Source organism: Mucilaginibacter sp. (assembly GCF_041660805.1).
Lineage (GTDB): Bacteria > Bacteroidota > Bacteroidia > Sphingobacteriales > Sphingobacteriaceae > Mucilaginibacter.
In genome coordinates this window covers 127,838-144,171 of the sequence record NZ_JBAZVP010000006.1, presented here as the reverse complement: position 1 = coordinate 144,171, position 16,334 = coordinate 127,838, and the positions used below count along the sequence as shown (strand labels likewise).

Annotated in this window: 20 protein-coding genes and 1 riboswitch; of the genes, 8 read left to right on the top strand and 12 right to left on the bottom strand. The window is 41.9% G+C overall.

The genetic code is table 11. The annotated features are described in order from the left end of the window. Nucleotides 1-8: 8 nt before the first annotated feature. The 7 genes from WC743_RS10985 to WC743_RS10955 form a co-directional block, all read right to left on the bottom strand. Nucleotides 9-467: a heme-binding domain-containing protein gene (locus tag WC743_RS10985; protein ID WP_373012023.1), complete on the bottom strand. Its 459-nt coding sequence runs from the start codon at nt 465-467 to the stop codon at nt 9-11. An 8-nt stretch (nt 468-475) separates the two neighbouring features. Next, nucleotides 476-1,075, bottom strand: a complete 600-nt coding sequence (locus tag WC743_RS10980; RefSeq protein ID WP_373012022.1) for a DUF3347 domain-containing protein — start codon at nt 1,073-1,075, stop codon at nt 476-478. Between the two features lie 68 nt (nt 1,076-1,143). Beyond that, nucleotides 1,144-1,644 carry a DUF3347 domain-containing protein gene (locus WC743_RS10975; RefSeq protein ID WP_373012021.1) on the bottom strand — a complete coding sequence of 167 codons (501 nt, stop codon included), beginning with the start codon at nt 1,642-1,644 and terminating at the stop codon, nt 1,144-1,146. A 74-nt stretch (nt 1,645-1,718) separates the two neighbouring features. After that, nucleotides 1,719-2,168, bottom strand: a complete 450-nt coding sequence (locus tag WC743_RS10970; protein WP_373012020.1) for a hypothetical protein — start codon at nt 2,166-2,168, stop codon at nt 1,719-1,721. Nucleotides 2,169-2,252: 84 nt separating this feature from the next. Continuing rightward, entirely contained in the window at nt 2,253-3,503 is a 1,251-nt protein-coding gene (locus WC743_RS10965; protein ID WP_373012019.1) for a hypothetical protein, read from the bottom strand. A 153-nt stretch (nt 3,504-3,656) separates the two neighbouring features. Next, complete coding sequence (locus WC743_RS10960) at nt 3,657-4,097, bottom strand: GNAT family N-acetyltransferase (RefSeq protein WP_373012018.1); 441 nt, start codon at nt 4,095-4,097, stop codon at nt 3,657-3,659. 51 nt (nt 4,098-4,148) lie between these two features. Then, entirely contained in the window at nt 4,149-4,865 is a 717-nt protein-coding gene (locus WC743_RS10955; RefSeq protein WP_373012017.1) for a TylF/MycF/NovP-related O-methyltransferase, read from the bottom strand. Nucleotides 4,866-5,369: 504 nt separating this feature from the next. Here WC743_RS10955 and WC743_RS10950 point away from each other — a divergent pair. Continuing rightward, nucleotides 5,370-5,492: a hypothetical protein gene (locus WC743_RS10950; protein ID WP_373012016.1), complete on the top strand. Its 123-nt coding sequence runs from the start codon at nt 5,370-5,372 to the stop codon at nt 5,490-5,492. A 209-nt stretch (nt 5,493-5,701) separates the two neighbouring features. Here the strand turns inward: WC743_RS10950 and WC743_RS10945 are convergent, their stop codons facing one another. The 3 genes from WC743_RS10945 to WC743_RS10935 form a co-directional block, all read right to left on the bottom strand. Beyond that, nucleotides 5,702-6,223, bottom strand: a complete 522-nt coding sequence (locus WC743_RS10945; RefSeq protein WP_373012015.1) for a helix-turn-helix domain-containing protein — start codon at nt 6,221-6,223, stop codon at nt 5,702-5,704. Between the two features lie 65 nt (nt 6,224-6,288). After that, nucleotides 6,289-6,501, bottom strand: a complete 213-nt coding sequence (locus WC743_RS10940; RefSeq protein ID WP_373012014.1) for a heavy-metal-associated domain-containing protein — start codon at nt 6,499-6,501, stop codon at nt 6,289-6,291. Nucleotides 6,502-6,518: 17 nt separating this feature from the next. Then, complete coding sequence (locus tag WC743_RS10935) at nt 6,519-8,753, bottom strand: heavy metal translocating P-type ATPase (RefSeq protein ID WP_373012013.1); 2,235 nt, start codon at nt 8,751-8,753, stop codon at nt 6,519-6,521. Between the two features lie 161 nt (nt 8,754-8,914). Between WC743_RS10935 and WC743_RS10930 the strand changes: the two genes are divergently transcribed. Then, on the top strand, nt 8,915-9,274 hold the full coding sequence (locus tag WC743_RS10930) for a response regulator transcription factor (protein ID WP_373012012.1): 360 nt from the start codon (nt 8,915-8,917) through the stop codon (nt 9,272-9,274). Nucleotides 9,275-9,334: 60 nt separating this feature from the next. Here the strand turns inward: WC743_RS10930 and WC743_RS10925 are convergent, their stop codons facing one another. After that, on the bottom strand, nt 9,335-10,387 hold the full coding sequence (locus WC743_RS10925) for a hypothetical protein (RefSeq protein ID WP_373012011.1): 1,053 nt from the start codon (nt 10,385-10,387) through the stop codon (nt 9,335-9,337). 260 nt (nt 10,388-10,647) lie between these two features. Next, a riboswitch (Fluoride riboswitch) is annotated at nt 10,648-10,714 on the top strand. 161 nt (nt 10,715-10,875) lie between these two features. On the opposite strand from WC743_RS10925, the gene WC743_RS10920 reads away from it, so the two are divergent. From WC743_RS10920 to WC743_RS10895, 6 genes are read left to right on the top strand one after another with little or no spacing between them, the layout of a single operon-like run. After that, nucleotides 10,876-11,604, top strand: coding sequence for a phosphatase PAP2 family protein (locus WC743_RS10920; RefSeq protein WP_373012010.1), 729 nt, complete (start codon nt 10,876-10,878; stop codon nt 11,602-11,604). Between the two features lie 29 nt (nt 11,605-11,633). Further along, nucleotides 11,634-12,917 (top strand): phosphopyruvate hydratase, encoded by a 1,284-nt coding sequence (gene eno / locus WC743_RS10915; protein WP_373012009.1) that lies wholly within the window; start codon nt 11,634-11,636, stop codon nt 12,915-12,917. Between the two features lie 11 nt (nt 12,918-12,928). After that, complete coding sequence (locus tag WC743_RS10910; protein WP_373012008.1) at nt 12,929-14,329, top strand: voltage-gated chloride channel family protein; 1,401 nt, start codon at nt 12,929-12,931, stop codon at nt 14,327-14,329. Next, nucleotides 14,319-14,687 (top strand): DUF190 domain-containing protein, encoded by a 369-nt coding sequence (locus WC743_RS10905; protein ID WP_373012007.1) that lies wholly within the window; start codon nt 14,319-14,321, stop codon nt 14,685-14,687. Before WC743_RS10910 ends, WC743_RS10905 begins: the two co-directional genes overlap by 11 nt. Nucleotides 14,688-14,695: 8 nt before the next feature. Then, nucleotides 14,696-15,070 (top strand): fluoride efflux transporter CrcB, encoded by a 375-nt coding sequence (crcB, locus tag WC743_RS10900; RefSeq protein ID WP_373012006.1) that lies wholly within the window; start codon nt 14,696-14,698, stop codon nt 15,068-15,070. Between the two features lie 19 nt (nt 15,071-15,089). Then, nucleotides 15,090-15,530: a universal stress protein gene (locus WC743_RS10895; RefSeq protein ID WP_373012005.1), complete on the top strand. Its 441-nt coding sequence runs from the start codon at nt 15,090-15,092 to the stop codon at nt 15,528-15,530. Between the two features lie 24 nt (nt 15,531-15,554). Here WC743_RS10895 and WC743_RS10890 read toward each other — a convergent pair whose 3' ends face one another. Then, on the bottom strand, nt 15,555-16,223 hold the full coding sequence (locus WC743_RS10890; protein ID WP_373012004.1) for an HAD family hydrolase: 669 nt from the start codon (nt 16,221-16,223) through the stop codon (nt 15,555-15,557). Nucleotides 16,224-16,334: the final 111 nt, after the last annotated feature.

The window sequence follows — 16,334 nt, the reverse complement described above, 5'->3', positions numbered from 1 at the left end:
TATATCTTTTAATGCTGCCTATCGCTGGTTGACTTTACCCAATTAACCAGCAACTGCTTGTCTTCTTTGGAAAGTATGGCATTTCTGTGTATCAGGGTATAAGAGGATAAAGGCATGGAGCCCTCATCCAAACTTTCACCAATTGCCCTTAACTTGCTGCGTTGTTTTCTGGGTGTATAACTCCCAAATTCATCAAAATTCAACTCTGCTTTTCCACCTCTTATATGGTCGTCAAGCATATACCTGAATGGTTGTATTTGTGCATACCAGGGATAATTGGTGCGATTGCTATGGCAGTCGTAACATGATTTTTTTAAGATAGCGCCAACACTTGCCGGAACAGGGAATACTTTGGTCAGGTTATTCGGCTGCACACTTCTTCCATCATTGTGATCACGCGGGATCAGTTGAACCGCAAGAAAAAGGATTCCTATTACGACAAGTGTAATTTTCAGGGCACGTTTCATGGTAGCTATTATAACTCTTCTTTAACAGAACCGCAGGTAGGCATCTTGGTGCCCAGGTAAGGGTTTTTGATGTCCTTCGTCTCGCTCAGCCAATCCGCTCCTTTGTTATTATTGTACATCGGACAATGATCCACAAATAAAGGCTGCCCCGCGCCAAATAGTTTAACAAGGTCAACCATGTCTTTACTTAACATATCAAAATGTTCGCGTTGATGGGGAAGCTTACCGGCGCTTATACCAATATGTTCCGCCATTTCTTTAGCATCATCAGCAATATCGGTATAGGATTTCTTTTGCGTTGGAGTAAGTACGGACTGATCAAGTTTTGCAAAACCATCAGATAGTGCTTTGCCGGCAGTTGCCGCATCATTGCTATTATCTTTTGTCAGTGCATTTTTCAATTGCAGGTAATTTCCAACCATTTCCTTTACAGAAGCAGTCGTTTTCGGATCAACCCCTGATTTTGATTGTGACGCGGCAGCGGCTGTGTTTGTTGCAACAGTTGTATCCTTCTCGGTGTTACCGGAAGTTGATTTATTAGTTTGATTACAGGCAATCATTGAAAATGACAGCAAGCCAATAGTTGAAAGAATGATTAGATTTTTCATATATAAATAGTGTTGGGGTTAATATACACCGCTTCCAATATATAACTTATTAATTAGCAACTTGTTAGTTATTTATTCAGGGTTTCAGCAACCTTACCACAGGTGAGCATTTGGCTGCCATAGTAAGGGTTTTTGATCACATCCTCGGCCGATAACCAATAGCTCTTTTTCATTGGGCAATAAGCATAGTAAACAGGTTTATCCGTTAATTTTACAGCCTTGGCCAATTTAAAAAAGTTAACTGAAAAATTGGCAAAATGCTCCCTCTGGTGGGCGATATCCTTGCTTTCGGAAATATGCCTGGCATCGAAAGCCAGTTTTTCATGCGCCGCCATAAAAGTGGACATATCCGCTGCGGGCAGCGACTTCATATCTACGCCGTTAACCGCTTTTAAAAACGTTCCGGCATGAGTAGCAGCATCGGCGCTATTTGATTTGATCAAAGCATCTTTAATATCGTAATAAGATGCCAATAAAGGTGTGAGCGAAGTTGATTTGTTATCCTGCGCAAAAAGTAGTTGGGTAGAAACTGTTGCCATTAAAGCAACCAATAAAAATATCTTTTTCATGATCTGAATTAATTAATGTAATAGAAAAATTTTGACATGACGAAGCCATGTAGTCTTAATGTTCTATCAATTAATCAAATCTGAAAGCTTTGCAGCGCGATGCGGATAGGGTATGTAGGAGGCCGTCGTCGTCCGTCAACTAACACCAATCGGATTGATTGACTAACGGTAACCGGATTTAAAAAGAATTGATAATAAGCACCTATATAAGTAAAAGGGGCCAATAAAATAATTTGCGTTGATTGCGGGGTAATTTTAGCTAACGTATTAAAGCTATTAACAGCCCCCTGGCAGCAAGGGTCACTTTGAGCAAGCGAAGTCTGGTTGAATAGCAGTAGCTGATGCTTAACAGGAGCCATTTCTTTCTCATCATGTTCATGATGGTGTTCCGTAGCTTCGTTACCTTCGTGGTGATGTTCTGTAGATTCATCATGCTCATGGACGGACATACGTAAAGCACAAGCGAACCCCGTAGCGGTGTTTAGCAGGAATATGAATAAAAATAAAAGTGCTTTACTTTTCATCTTCAACTACAAAGTTAAACAACAGGTTGTCAAATTGTTTTATATAATTACGTTTTAAATTTATACTCTATTATAAAAATCGTACTAAGCCACTGTCCGGGCTATCTTTTGCATAATAGCATGATCATCACCGAATTTACATAAGGCATCGCAATGTTGCCTCAGATCGCTAAAGCAGATGTATTTCATTTGCATATTTCCTTGTTTGATCGACGGGCGGGATAACTGCATAATTACATCTTTCTCCCGGTTATCAGGAACCACCAGGTATAATACTTCTTCTTTATTGTTCACGCTGCAACTTAGATCAGTTAGCCTCAAAATTCCCGAGTAGATACTGGTGCTCTTTTCGACCTCAAAAGCAGCGATAACTTTAGCAGTTCCCTTTTCAAACCACAGTACGTCAATTAATTTAACGGTATTTAAGACTTCTTTGTCTAACACTAAGTCTGGAAAGTCTGCCAGTGAAATAAACGTAAACTTATTACCGCCCCATGATTTAGACCGGTCATTAGAGGCTGCGATCACATCATATCCGAGCGCATGGCCGATCTTTAACAAATGATACTGCATTTCATTATGCAAATGTTCGTCCTCCGTTTCAACCCGTTTGTCCTTATGCCGCTTTTCGATCAACCTTTCAAGCCTTGTGCGTTCAGTTTCCGAAAGATATTCATCTTTACCTAACAGCAACTTTTGTGTGCCGATCTCGAATAACAAGCCTGCGAATGCCCCGGTGTCCAAAGACAGCTCATTGCAATGTTGACGATTCAGATCCATAATGACTTCCCTTATCTTGAGATATTCACTCCAGCTACCTAATTTCTTTTTGTCTTTAAAAAGATAGTTGAACCCATTAATGATCGCGGTATTAAACGGCGGAATCAATGTGGGATGCAAAAAATAAAGAATGCTGGCCACAGCAGGCCCCAAACCTTTGATCTTTAAAGCATCCAGTTTTTTAATTTCCCTGATGATGTGTTCTTCATTTTTTGCATTAATACAATTCTCTAAAAATTGTCCAAAAGCGATCTTATTAGGCTGGTTCTCGTAAATATCGGGAATCCGTAATTTGGGTTTCCAATAGAAAGGATGTGATGCCCCTTCAAAAACCTGTTTTTGCTCTGTTATGCAACTCAAAACAAATTCAAGTGAGGTTCCTTTAAAATCGTTCCCAAAGCGCTTCGTTTTAATGTCATCAATAACCTGTAATACTCCCCGGCGAATAGAGCGAAACGCTTTCAATCGTTCTTCATTATTGATAAACCAGGTATTATAAACTGACTCCTGGTCGTTTTTATATTGACTGATAATAGACTGTAAATGTTCGCTCATGTTTAGGAATAAAGAACTAAGATATGCAAATCCCTACCGGCAGCATTTTTTAACAAACAAAAATTTTAACAACCATACCAGACCGGCCTTTACTTTTTTCATTGCCTTTACTTAATTTATATAGTTATCAATATGGATTTCCAACACCATAAATTAAACAGTTTTAAATAAGAAAATATAGTGTTCCGCATGATGGTAATTAATATCGTTCTTAAATTCAGTGGCCAGCATTTGCTTACTTGTCATTAGACTTACAACATCGCATCCCTGCTCACGGGCATATTGTTCGGTATGTTCTAACAAAAGTTTTCCATACCCCATTTTTTGTTTGTCGGGAGAAATAAATATCTCATCAATGTGTAGCAGATCATTTGCCCACCATGTCTTTAAGTGTCCCAGTAATATACCTGTTATCTTACCGCGTTCATATAAAATAAATCCGACAAACCGGGTTTGGGCAGCGAATTCCCGGAGATATTTTAATGCGGTATCATAGTCCCATTGATGGTTCCAAGGCGGGCGATTACACGATTCGATGCATAGGTCAACACATTTATCTATATCTTCTTTTTCTATTTTTCTTATATCCATCATACTTGAATGATTTTTAGCGGTAACGTTTATATTTTACTGACCTGTCCGTATTTAATCTTTCCTGAAAAAACCATGATAATATTGATTGCCAAATAGGCAACCGACCTTTTCGGATTTATCAGCTAAAAATTCATCACATGCAAGCTTAACACCGGGGTGGGCATCAAATCCAACACCGTTAACTTGCTCATCATAATAATCCATAAGCACACAGACCCCGCCCGTTGGCATTCGGGGATAAACCTCTTTTAGGCAGTTTAAAATAACGTCTTTATGTAAAGATTGATCGCCTCCAAAACCACAGTCGATGTGTATAAAACAAATTTGATCAGGTAATTGTCCAGGGAGGGTATCTTGAAATAACCCTTTATGCAAAACAGGTAACTTCAAACCTGCATCGTTGAAATTGCGGATCAGTTGATCTTCTACCTCGCCCTGTATGGTATATTTATTTTCAAAAGTATCGTACAAATGAAGTTTTTTCTCCGACTGGTGTTGTTCTATGACCTTTTGAAACAACATAGCGCACTGGCCTGTAAAACAACCTAATTCAACTATATCACCAGCGACATTATTTGATAAAACATTATCTAATAAATGGTAATAGTTAATTCGTTGTTCAATAGTATTCATATCAACTATCGTGTCAACGGGGCTTACCGTGTATCCGATTTTTGAAAATCTTAACACCTTGTTTATAAATGAAATAAAATAAGATTTTCCCTTTCTTTTACCGAAAGGAGGTTGAGTAATAAAATAATTGCTCATTATAATGTGATTAGGATGATAACTTTATGATTGATTTTCAAAGATTATCTTGTTACTCGCCTGGTATTTCAACACGCTTGATGCAGTAGAACAAAAGGATCGCCCGCTGGTTTATAATTAATCCATTGCCGCCCTAAACAATAGGTGATTCAATGTTTTTTATTAGCGGATGGTAAGATCAGTAATCCCCAATAAGGTGCTTATTGAAAGCATCAGCCTTGTGGGTGTAATTATGATCATTCAGCGTTAACAGATAATAGGATATCCAGCCGCCTGGGTGGCAGCAACGCTTGATCAGATAAGAAGAGTTCTGTTAGAGATATAAATAGGTTGCCGGAATAAAAAGGGTGGCCCCGTTGATCTTGGCCAACAGATGGACGGCTTGATAATTTCCGATATGAATGAAGAATACCTTTCCTGATTCCGGGGAGCCAACGCGATTTGACTAACGGAAAACTGAAAGTCAATAGTGGCCCTAAAGTTCTCTTTTACTACATAATTTCCATGATGGTAACAGCAGGTACAGTCACCCTTTTTGCAATCATCATCGTCCGCTTGTTTAGCCTGATCGTGATCGTCGTTTGCCGGATGCAACTGGCGGCTTTCGTTAAATTGAGAAAATACTAAATCAGCTGTGCAATGCAATAGGCACTCGTAAGCACCTGTTGTTAACAACAGGTAAAACGATGTCATCAATAAAGCACAAAATTTCCTCATTAAGCCCGCAGGGTATATCGCTTAAAGATATTTATAATAACTATCCACAACAAGTTTTATGCTCGTTTTCATAAATTCTTTTGCCGATAGGATCATCGCCCGGATACTCATATTTATTCTTAGATCTTATCAATCGCTTTTCTATTAGTTTTTCCTGAAGCTTTAAACTGACTTGGGGTTAAACCAGTGATTGCTTTAAATTGAGCTGATAAATGCGCACTGCTACTGTAACCCATCTTCCAAGTGATCTCGTTTAAATTTAATTCTTTGTATTCCAGCAATTCTTTTACTTTTTCTATTTTTTGCTGAATAATAAATTTTTCGATGGTCGTGTCTTCAGCATCGGAGAACATTCGGCTAAGGTAGGCGTAATCTTTATTCAAACCTTCCGACAGATATTGTGAGAAATTCAAATGGGTATCGGCGAGGTCACTATGGTGTACCTTTTCAATGATCAGGCTTTTGATCCGCTCTACGATGCGGTCCTTTTCATTGTCCAGTAATTCAAAGCCCAGTAGTTTAAGTTGCGACGAGATCAGGCTCAATTGCTCGCTGTCCTGTTCGGGCTGAACGGTAGCGGAACCTAAGTTTACCTCACTCACATTCAGCCCAATGTTTTGCAACTGTTGTCTAACCACCATAATGCAGCGGTCACAAACCATATTTTTAATATGCAGGATCATATTTTTATTTAGCAATATTACGGTTAAATTTTTTCAGCGTTATAACCTTTGGTTTTTAAAGCGCTGATCACTTCATTTGCATTTAATCCATTATCCGATTCGACCGTAAGGATCTTATCCGGGTTGGCGGTGTCCACTTCCCATTTTTCTATACCTTCCAGGTTATCTAAAGCCGGGGTTACGGTTGCAATACAGCCACCGCATTTGATATTTGTTTTGAATTTTAAAGTTTCCACGTTTTTTATTTTAAAAATTAAAGATTAAGTTTTGTAAGTTTCAACCGCAGGCTATTACTAACCACCGATACAGAGCTTAAAGCCATGGCCGCGCCAGCGATCATCGGGTTGAGTAAGAAACCATTCACGGGGTATAGTATACCGGCGGCAATAGGTATGCCGATCAGATTATAAATAAAAGCCCAGAACAGGTTTTGCTTTATCGTGCGCACGGTCAGTTTGGAAAGCCTTAATGCTTTGGGTACTTGTTGCAGGTCTGACGAGACCAGCGTGATCTTGGCTACATCCATCGCGATATCGGAACCTTTGCCCATTGCTATACTTACATCAGCCTGTGCTAAGGCCTGGCTGTCGTTGATGCCGTCACCGATCATAGCTACGATTTTACCTTCAGCCTGCAGTTTTTTAACAAAGTCCGCTTTGTCTGATGGCATAGTGTCGGCTTGGAAATGGTCGATACCCGCTTCTTTTGCGATAGCAGCTGCGGTTTGTGCGTTATCCCCGGTCAACATATAAATAGCAATCCCCTGTTTCTTTAACTGGCCAACGGCTGCTGCCGAGCCGGCTTTGATAGGGTCGGCTATGGCGGCAATTGCCAATACCTGCGTTTGATTGGCAAAGTAGATCACCGTTTTCGCCTGGTTTAAATGGGTTCCGATAGCAATTTTCAAATCTTCGGGTACCGCTATATTTCTTTCCCCGATCAGTTTATGGCTTCCGGCAAAGTAAAGCTGGGCATCAAAATTCGCTTCAACGCCACGCCCGGTTAAACTATTAAATGAATTTATTTTTACAGAAAGGTTATTGCCGGGTTTCAGGTGAGCTACGATTGCCTCAGCCAAAGGATGTTCGGATTGCTGTTCTAACGCTAAAAATAATCCCTGTAATTGACTTTGATCAATTGGAAGAGACTTTGCCCAAAGCAGGTCAGCAACTACGGGTTTTCCCTGTGTGATTGTACCGGTTTTATCCAGTACCACCGCATTTACCTTATGGCCTAATTCCAATCCTTCGGCATCTTTGATTAAAATGCCGTTTTCTGCACCTTTTCCAATACCCACCATAATGGCGGTTGGGGTAGCCAACCCCAAAGAACAGGGACAGGCAATCACCAGTACCGTAACCATCGCCAGTAAGCCTTGTGTTAGGGCATGTTGCCCGCCAAATACCAGCCATGCACCTAAGCTTAATAAAGCGATCAGCATGACCATAGGAACAAAAATGCCGGCGATTTTGTCCACTAATTTTTGTACAGGGGCTTTAGAGCCTTGCGCGTCCTGCACCAATTGAATGATCTGGGCCAGCAAGGTTTCGCCACCAACCTTTTCTGCCGTAAACCGGAAACTTCCTTTTTGGTTTAAGGTGCCGGTAAAAACAGAGTCGCCTGCTTTTTTCTCTACAGCGACAGGCTCACCTGTGATCATGCTTTCATCCACAAAAGAGTTGCCTTCATCAACTATGCCGTCAACCGGGATCTTTTCACCTGGCCGAACCAACAGGCGGTCGCCGATCTGCACATCTGCAATAGCTGTTTCTTTTTCACCTTCTGCAGTGATGAGCAACACTGTTTTGGGTTGTAGGCCGATCAGTTTTTTAATGGCGGACGAGGTATTGGATTTTGCTTTTTCTTCTAATAATTTCCCCAGCATGATAAAAACGATCACTACGGAAGCTGCCTCAAAGTAAACGTGCGGGTGCAGTCCCTGGCGATGCCAAAACTCCGGGAAGAAAGTATTGAAAACGCTGAATAAAAAGGCAATGCCGGTACTCATGGTGACCAGCGTATCCATATTAGCCCGGCCATGCCTGGCCTGTTTCCAGGCGTTGATAAAAAAGTTTTTGCCTGCTATAAAAAGAACCGGTGCAGTTAATGCCATCATGATATAATTGGCATAAGGTATGTCCATAAACACCATCCCGATCAGTACTACGGGAAGCGTCAATATAATGGCCCAGGTAATATTTATCTTCAACTGCTGGTAATGACTTTGCTGCGCTTCCGCTTGTTTTTCTTTGCCATTCACCGTATCGATGATCAGATCATAACCAACCGACTGAACCGATTGCTGCAAATTGACTGGCTGAATAATTTCGGGATGAAAGGCAACTTTAACGGATTGTGTGGCATAGTTCACTTCTGCCTTTTCAACGCCATTTTGTGCGCCGATCATCGATTCTACGCTGGATGCACAGGCGGCGCAGGTCATGCCGGTAACTGGGAACGTAAGAGTTTGTAATTGTAGTGCTGACATGTCTTTTGTTTAACAGCACAAATTTACGCCGGGTTCGGGCTATGGATTTTACAGGATTTCGAGAAAGATTTATATAATATTGCGATAGAAAAACAGCCGCCACAAACGAACATATTGTATTTAATCTGTATAATTTATTATATTTAATGTTTGTTTAAGCAATGAAGAAAAAGATCCTTGTTATTGAGAACGATGAAGCACTCCTGGAGATCGTGACTTATGTGCTGGAAGATGAAGGTTATGAAGTCAAAACATTACATACACAAGCTCTCATTTTTGACACGATTGAGAATTATAAGCCGGATGCCATCATACTTGATATTATCAGACCAAGTGAAGATGGAACAGAAATATGCCGTACACTAAAGGCGAACCATAAAACAAAGCATATTCCTGTTATTGTTTACTCTACCCATCCTAAAGTAATGAAGACTATCAAAGAAGTATGCGCTGATGAGGTTGTGCCCAAACCTTTTGATGTCGCTGAATTAGTTAATGCGGTTGAAATTCAATTATCCTGATCAGTGACACCCGCTCCCGTTACTTTTGCAACTTTTTACTGATCCGAAAGATCAAAAAGCTTAAATACTTTTAAACTTGATAGTTTTATCCTGCTCCCAGACACAGATGATTTTGTCGTTGGGCAACACGGCTGATTTTAAGAAACCACCGTTGCCTATCGGGGTGGTAAGCCTGCTTTTTACCGATACTAATTTTACAGTATCTGAATTTTGATAAGTGATAAAAGTATTGTCCCCGCTTCCCGAAATGGCGCAGCTTCTCCCGTTTGCAATAAAGACCTCCGGCTGACCAGGCTGGCAATAATACACCATTCCTTTTCGCTGCCAGGTAGTTTGAACAACATTTGACGGGTTAATGCGCAGACCGCCGCCATCCATCGGGCAGCCGTTCAGTTTCCAGGTATCCATTCCCATTTTGACTGCCGGAGAAAAAGTTTTCCCCTGATCGGATGAACGGGTTACGTAAAGGTCTCTTGAACCGTTCAGCCAGTTCCTGAACATCAGCACTACACTTGTTCCCTTAACGGCAATGCTTGGTCTGCAACATTCACAGACATGCTGGTCGGGTGACTGGTAGGCCATGATGTTTTTTGACCATTTAAATGCTTTATCTGTCAACGATGAAAAATAGATCTGGTTATGCTTCCCTGTCCTGGTATCCAACCAAACCGCATAGAAATTATCTTTATCGTCAGCTGCGATATTCATCAGTCCCTCGGGTGCTGAATCTTTCAGGTCATTGACAAGACCCATATATTTCCATTTGGCAGTAGCATGATTGAGCTGATACCAGTGAATATTCCCGGTTTTGTCCATGGCTGTGATCACCGAGAAATTCTTAGAACTGGTGAACTGCGGGCCTCTCGACATACCCAGGTGCATTTCCGGAACTTTGGCAACCAGTAGCGGTTTGCCAAAAGATACGCCATGATCAGTGGAAGTGGCGCAAAAGATCTGATCGGCCAAGCCGAATACAACCCTTACGATTCCCTTAGTGTCAACACTTATCTGCGGCTGCTGTCCGTTTCCTATAGAATTAATAGGGAGGTTGGATAATGAAGATAAACTAAAAAATGCCAATGCGGGCAAAATCAGGAAGAGGAACTTTTTCATTTGGCAGGCAGGTTAATCTTGTAAGTTAAATATATTGAACGATATAAGGGAATGTAAGTACAAAAAGATAAACATTGCGGTCAAAGGCCCTATATTTTGATGTGCAAAAACAGTTTATGGCATAAGACAAATCTGCATAATCTCGTAGCGTTCATGCGGCCGTTTAAAATGAATAATTGAGATAATGATTTAATTACTAATAACCTAAAAATTGTGAAACAGTTTTTCGTTATACAATGTTATTTTACTAAGTTTGAATCGTAAATAACGGAAATGGTGTTCTTCCGTTCAAAATAACCGCCTCGTGCTGATGACGCCTACAAAAATTAACCGGACAGGCAATTTCGCCTGCCCTTAAGTTATTTGTAGGTGAGCGAAAAAAACAATTCATATCAGCAACCAAATCAGTTAGATTTTCCGATTAAAGGTCTTAATGATGCGCAAATTCGCGTACCGAAGAAAGATTTAATTGTAAACAATCTTAGTTCATGAAAAATAGGATCATGACTTTTTTTCATGAAATGGGCTGGTATTTTCTACCCCTGGCTCTCGCATGGATAGTAGTTGGTTTATTACTGATACGCCGCGGTGATATTCAGGGGTTTTTATGGCTGAATGGACTTTATAACAAGCTGATTGACCACCCTGTCCTGTGGATGACAGAACTTAGCGGAGGGTACGTCATTGCATCATTTTTTGTTTTAATTAATGCCCGTTCTGCACCTGCTAACACACTGTTTGCAATTTTACTCATCTTTATTTGCTGGTACACCACAATCGCCATTAAATATAATCACTTCGCGGACTGGAAAAGCCCTTCTGTGGTATTGAAAGCGCAGGTAACGCATGTTTTAGAAAACCAGCAACTACAACCTGAATTGGATTTTCCTTCTTCACATGCTGCTGTAGTGGGATGCGTTTTTCTTTACACCGGTTGGCTTGCGCGCAGATCAAAACTTTTAACGGGGCTTACCGCCGTTGTGGGGCTTTTATTGTGCTATTCCAGGATATACGTTGGTTGGTCTTATCCGGGCGATGTCCTTTTTGGAAACCTCATCGGAGTTGCTATCGCTGTTTTTTTGATATGTTGGCTGCTTCCTAAGACGCAGGCATGGTATGAAAGCCGTTCCGAATGGTGGCAATCCATGCTCATATCCATCATGCGAACAGCGGCGATCTGTACGCTGTTGGTCAACTTCAAATATTTTATCTTATAATACACGATATAAACTTAAAAGTTAAAACTATGAAAATACAAAAGATCAAAGCCCGGGAAATCCTGGATTCAAGAGGAAACCCGACAGTAGAGGCTGAAATACATTTAGCCGACGGAACTTCCGCTCGTGGCATATCACCATCTGGTGCCAGCACCGGCGAAAAGGAAGCGGTTGAACTACGGGATGGCGATCCGGCAAGGTATAAAGGTAAAGGTGTCGAAACCCCTGTTTCGGGATTGAATCAAGAGGTTAATCAGGAATTAGCCGGGCTGGAATTTGAAAGCCAGGAAGCGTTCGACAAAAAGCTGATAGAACTGGACGGAACCCCTAATAAATCAAGGCTCGGTGCTAACGCGTTATTGGCCGCTTCGATTGCTTTTGCAAGGGTATCATCCGTTTCCCGTAAAATCCCGCTCTACCGCCAGCTGGTCGACCGGGAACAATATATCCTTCCGGTACCTTGTATGAACGTGATCAACGGTGGCCATCATGCAGACAACAATGTTGACTTTCAGGAATTTATGATTGCACCGCACAATGCCCCTACTTTTAAAGAAAGCATCCGCATGGGCGAAGAAGTATTTCATAGTCTTAAATCATTATTAACAGCAAAAGGCTACAGCACCGGGGTGGGTGATGAAGGCGGTTTTGCCCCAAACCTGCGGTCAAATGAGGAAGCCATTGAAGTGATTATGGAAGCGATCAGCAAAGCAGGGTATGAACCGGGTAAGGACATTTCCATATGCCTTGACCCTGCTGCCAGCGAACTATGGAAAGACGGCAAATACAGCCTTTTTAAAAGCAGCGGACAAAACTTTACCTCTGATGAACTGATTGAACTATGGGCATCGTGGATTGACAAATATCCGATCATTTCACTGGAGGACGGTTTGGGGGAGAATGACTGGCAAGGCTGGAAAAAACTGACCGACCGTTTAGGGAACAAGATTGAACTTGTTGGTGATGATATTTTCTGTACGAACCCGGAAATCATACAGCGTGGAATAGATGCAGGTATAGGAAACAGTGTGCTGATCAAGTTAAACCAGATCGGGACGGTATGGGAAACATTACAGGCCGTTGAGCTGGCGCAAAAGAATGGCTATCATTGCTTTATTTCACACCGCAGTGGCGAAACAGAAGATACTACAATCGCTGACCTTGTGGTGGCAACGAACGCAGGTCACATTAAGACCGGAAGCGGTTGCCGCACTGAGCGGGTAGCTAAATTTAATCAGTTGCTGCGTATTGAAGAAGAATTGGGTGCGGGCGGTAAATTTGCCGGTAAAAGCACTTTCAAAGGGTTTAAATAATCGCTAAATTAATGATAACGAACGATAAGATCAGCTTAAAGGAACATTACGGAATCTTTAAACATTTAATCAGGTGGACCCTACTGGTAGCACCCATCGCCGTGGCGATAGGCAGCATGGTCGCATTCTTTTTATGGCTTCTGGGGGCTGCAATTCATTTTAGGTTTACTCATTACTGGTTACTATTCTTACTACCTGCCGCAGGGGTGCTGATCCATTTTATTTATCAATCAGTCGGTAAATCCTCTGAGAAAGGCAATAACCTAATCATGGAACAAATACACGAAGCCGGAGGAGGCGTGCCTAAACGAATGGCTCCGATTATCCTGATTACTACGGTTATTACCCATTTTTTCGGAGGATCGGCGGGCAGGGAAGGAACTGCTGTGCAAATCGGTGGGAGTATCGCTGCTATGTTTGGTTCCTGGTTCAAGTTGAAAGGTGTAGACATGCGCATGATCTTAACAGCAGGTGTTGCAGCAGGCTTTGGGGCGGTATTCGGCACGCCACTCACCGGGGCGATCTTCGCAATGGAAGTGCTTACCATTGGCCGGATACAATATGAAGCGCTCATTCCGGCGCTTATCGCTGCCATCATCGGCGATGCCACCGTGGCAGCCTGGGGCGTTAACCATGTTCATTATCACATAGCCCAATTTGCGCAGGCACCTTTTCTTGTATCTAATTTTCTGCATACCGACGTTCTGTTACTGGGAAAAGTGATTATTGCCTCTGCTTTCTTTGGATTAGCCAGTTTTATTTTTGCGGGCATGGTCCATGAGATCAAAGCATTTTGTGGCAAAGTGTTCAGCCACAAATGGATGATTCCTGTCGTTGGCGGCCTGGTGATTATTGGGTTAACATTGATACTGGGCAAACCAGACTATCTGAGTTTAGGTGTAGATGCAGAACACCCCGGCGCGGTGACCATTCCCTCCGCGTTTCAGGCCAGCGGGGCTGATACCTGGAGTTGGTTATGGAAGACGATTTATACGACGATTACATTAGGAACCGGCTTTAAGGGCGGAGAGGTAACCCCTTTATTTTATATTGGCGCCACCTTGGGAAATACCTTATCCGGCCTGCTGAACGCACCAGTTGGATTATTTGCCGCTTTAGGCTTTATTGCTGTTTTTTCCGGCGCCACCAATACACCGCTCGCTTGTACTTTCATGGGTATTGAATTATTTGGTGGTGAACACGCCCTGCTGTTTGCCGTGGCCTGTTTTACTGCTTATTTTTTTAGCGGGCATTCGGGAATTTACAGCGCGCAAAAGATTGTGGTTCCAAAGATCTTCGACGCTGATTATGCAGATGAAACTTCTCTTGCTGATGCCAACAAGCGCCGTGGTTATATTCATCAAAAACTAAACAAGTACCGATTACCATACCGTAAAAAAAATGACAAATAATCAGGTTATAACAGAACGTACCTTAGGTAAGATCCAAATTTATCTCAAACCAAAAGACAAACTACCGGGAAGCGGGCTGATGAGCCGCCTGAAACCCAAACAGCTTTACCGGGAGATCGTGCAATATGCCAAAGACGACCGGCTAATGAACGCGTCGGTTTATCAGACCCATCATGGCTATTCGATGCATGGCGAGATCAGGGCGCATCATTATGAGCTTGATAACCAAGACCTTTCACTTTGTATTGAACTGATCGACGAGAAGAAAAAGCTGGAAGACTTTTGTATCAAGCATGCGGAACTTCTCAAAGATAAAATGATCGTTTACCGCGCAGTGGAATTTTGGGAGCTTAAATAACGCAAAACATGAAAACACTCCTGATCATATTTTTTGGCGGAGGACTGGGTTCCTTGCTCCGTTATGGTGTAAACCGCTGGATAGCCAATCACGTGACTTCAGTCTTTCCTTATGGCACTTTCATCATTAATATAACCGGTTGTTTTTTGATCGGGTTCATTGTCTTCTATACAGAAAGGTTCGGGCCGAACGCCCTGAATTGGCGATTATTTTTGGTGACCGGCTTTTGTGGCGGATACACTACCTTTTCGTCCTTTGCCTTTGAAAATGTACAGTTAATGAGTGATCATCACATTTTTACCGTTTTGCTGTATACATTAGGCAGTATTGCACTGGGTTTTGCGGCAACCTATATGGGAATACTGTTATCGCGTCAAATTTAATTTTAATCAAACCGATATTATGAGTTATCAAAAAATTCTGATTGTTACGGACGATAATCCATCAGCTTTGAAAGCCGCCATTTGCGGTTATGAACTGGCCCGGCAATTAAAAGCCAAAGTGGCTTTGCTAGGTGTTGTCGAAGAGGCGCTTACAGAAGGCAATGTTGATGCCGGCATATTTCCAAAAGATGCCAAACATGACATGAAACAGCAAATGGAAGAATTTCTTTCCAATATAGAAAAGGAATATAGTAAGGGAGTTAAAACGGAACGGTTTGCACCGGAGGGTGAAGTCAAGGAAACGGTACTGCAAATGTCAAGAACCTGGAAGGCCGATTTAATCGTTGCCGGTACCCACGGCAGAAAAGGCCTCAGTAGGCTACTTGAAGGTAGCATGGCTGAGGGGGTGCTGCGCGACTCCAAGGTACCTTTGTTTATCGTACCCATGGATAAAGAATGACTTGTCTGGAATTCAAGTAGTGTCTCAGTTTGAAGTTTCATTCTGCTCCATATTCAGGATTCTAACAATCCATTCTTTAAAATCTTTTACCGTATAAAAAATATGATCCGGTTGCAAAGGTATTAACTCGTCGGCATTTGTAGTGCCAGCCCAGGCTGCAGCTGCAATAGGAATACCAATTTCTTTACAGTAACGTATATCGCTGGGTGCGTCACCTACGTATAAGCTTTCATTTGCTTTAACGTTTAGCCTTTCCAGTACCTTTCGAATACCATCAACTTTATTGGGGCCGTCCGGTGAGCCGGTTTCCAGCACTTCAAAATAAGGAACAATATCAAATTGTTTAAGAGAAAGCCTGGTACTATGGATGCCTTTTCCGGTTACCATTGCCAGTTTTAACCCCTTATCTTGCAATATCTTTAACAGTTCTTGAATACCTGGAAAAACAACAGGGCAGTTACCGTGTAAACTTTCGTAATGATAAAGGTAATCCTTAACGCCCTGCTCTTGTTGCAAAGGTATAAGTTTGCGAATAGTCCCTTCTTCTGACGGGCCGAATGTAGCGATAATTTCCTCGTCGCTAAGTTTTTTGCCAAGCAACGGTTCTATGCTTTTCTTAAATGCCGCAATACAGAGTGGCAATGTGTCAGCGATAGTTCCATCTAAATCAAATATTACGGCTTTTATTTTCATACGGCTAAAATAGTAAAAATATGATTTTTAGCTCAGAGCGGCTAATTTTAAACTGAGACACTATCGGTATTTAACCATCGTTTATCGCCAGGATTTTGATTGATAAGTCCG